Annotated in this window: 2 protein-coding genes and 2 pseudogenes; 2 read left to right on the top strand and 2 right to left on the bottom strand. The window is 64.0% G+C overall.

Going from position 1 to position 1,871, the window contains the following annotated elements:
- Both MOV75_RS36495 and fdhD read right to left on the bottom strand, forming a co-directional pair.
- Positions 1 to 89 (bottom strand): annotated as a pseudogene (locus MOV75_RS36495) (molybdenum cofactor guanylyltransferase MobA); the annotation flags it as partial.
- Positions 76 to 966: a formate dehydrogenase accessory sulfurtransferase FdhD gene (fdhD, locus tag MOV75_RS36490; RefSeq protein WP_246932159.1), complete on the bottom strand. Its 891-nt coding sequence runs from the start codon at positions 964 to 966 to the stop codon at positions 76 to 78. The pseudogene MOV75_RS36495 and the gene fdhD, both read right to left, overlap by 14 nt.
- 206 nt (positions 967 to 1,172) lie before the next feature.
- Between fdhD and mobB the strand changes: the two genes are divergently transcribed.
- Positions 1,173 to 1,700, top strand: a complete 528-nt coding sequence (gene mobB / locus MOV75_RS36485; protein WP_246932157.1) for a molybdopterin-guanine dinucleotide biosynthesis protein B — start codon at positions 1,173 to 1,175, stop codon at positions 1,698 to 1,700.
- A 9-nt stretch (positions 1,701 to 1,709) separates the two neighbouring features.
- Positions 1,710 to 1,871 (top strand): annotated as a pseudogene (locus MOV75_RS36480) (molybdopterin molybdenumtransferase MoeA); the annotation flags it as partial.

Here is a 1,871-nt window from a genome sequence, read left to right as displayed (position 1 = left end):
CGCATCGGCTTGTCGCCGCCGCCCATGCGCCGCGCGAGGCCGCCGGCGAGCAGCACACCTTGCGTGGCCGGAAAACTAGTCGTCACCAGCTTCACCCTTGCGTTTGTGCTTGGCCGACTCTTCCTCGACGTAAGCGAGATCCTGGTCGTAGACGATGCGCTCCTCGCCCGCGAGGACGATGAAGCGCTTGCCGCGGGTGCGTCCGACCAGCGTCAGTCCGACCTGGCGGGCGAGATCGACACCCCAGGCGGTGAAGCCGGAGCGCGACACCAGGATCGGAATGCCCATGCGGACCGTCTTGATCACCATCTCCGAGGTGAGACGCCCTGTGGTGTAAAGAATTTTGTCCGATGCATCGACGCCGTGGCGGTACATCCAGCCCGCGATCTTGTCGACCGCGTTGTGCCGGCCGACATCCTCGGTGTAGCAGAGCGGAGTGCCCTCCTTGCACAGCACACAGCCGTGGATCGCGCCGGCCTCGAGATAGAGCGAGGGCATGGTGTTGATGGTCTGCGTCATCTGGTAGAGCCAGGAGGTGCGCAGCTCCGCCTTCGGCAGCGCGACACTCTCGACCGCCTCCAGCAGGTCGCCGAAGGCGGTGCCCTGCGCGCAGCCCGAGGTCTGCGTGCGCTTCTTCAGCTTGGCTTCGAAATTGGTGTGGTGTGTGGTGCGCACCACGACCACCTGGAGGTCGTCGTCGTATTCGACCTCGGTGACCGCGTCATTATATTTCAGCATGTTCTGGTTCAGCAAATAGCCGAGCGCCAGATATTCCGGATAGTCGCCGATCGTCATCATGGTGACGATCTCCTGGGCATTCAGGTAGAGCGTCAGCGGCCGCTCCATCGGCACCTTGATCTCGACCCTGGCGCCGGTCTGGTCGGTCCCGGTCACGCTCTGGGTCAGGCGAGGATCGTCTGGATTGGGGACAATCAGGGGCACGGGAGCTTTATCGATCTTCATCATGGTCGCGAGGTTAGCATGACATTCGGCTCCAGCCGATATAAGCATGGCAGCGAATGGACAAAATGCCTCCACTCCTCATTGCGAGCGCAGCGAAGCAAGCCAGAAATGCATCCGCGGAGACACTCTGGATTGCTTCGCTGCGCTCGCAATGACGAGGAGGGAGCGCTGGTTCCACCGGCTGGCGAGCCGTAGGAGATCGAACGGTTATGAAAGTCATCGGCCTTGCGGGCTGGAGCGGTGCGGGCAAGACCACGCTGTTGACGCGGCTGATCCCGCATTTCAATGCGCAGGGTCTGCGCGTCTCGGTCATCAAGCATGCGCATCACCAGTTCGACGTCGACGTGCCGGGCAAGGATTCCTGGCGGCATCGCGAGGCCGGCGCGGCCGAAGTGCTGGTTGCTTCGTCAAGCCGCTGGGCCCTGATGCACGAGCTGCGCGGCGCCGCGGAGCCGCGGTTGCCGGAACTATTGAGCAAGCTGTCCGCGGTCGATCTCGTCGTGGTCGAGGGTTTCAAGCGCGAGCCGCACCGCAAGATCGAGGTGCATCGCGCGGCCAACGGCAAGCCGTTGCTGTACCCCGACGATCCCGGCATTGCCGGGATCGCGACTGACACCGCCATTGACACTGGGCTGCCGACTGTCCATCTCGACGATATCGCGGCGGCTGCGGCATTGCTGCTGCGCGCCGCGATGCCGGTCGAGGAAGCCGTGGCGAAGAGCGCCGCGATACGCTGACGAGGCACCATGGCGCAACTGTCGGACGATTGCTTTGCCTTCGGCGGCCCGATGATGTCGGTCGACGAGGCCGTTGGTCTCATCACGACGCGCGTCAACGCGATCGCCGATCTGGAGACGGTGACGCTCGTCGACGCAGACGGGCGCGTGCTGGCGCGCGACGTCGCGGCT

This window comes from Bradyrhizobium sp. PRIMUS42 (genome assembly GCF_023006515.1).
In the GTDB taxonomy this organism is placed as follows: domain Bacteria; phylum Pseudomonadota; class Alphaproteobacteria; order Rhizobiales; family Xanthobacteraceae; genus Bradyrhizobium.
This window is presented reverse-complemented; position numbering and strand designations above follow the sequence as displayed.

Bases quoted from the DNA above. Each gene is read 5' to 3' on its own strand.
- mobB (WP_246932157.1), top strand. From the start codon at position 1,173: ATGAAAGTCATCGGCCTTGCGGGCTGGAGCGGTGCGGGCAAGACCACG.
- fdhD (WP_246932159.1), bottom strand. From the start codon at position 966: ATGATGAAGATCGATAAAGCTCCCGTGCCCCTGATTGTCCCCAATCCA.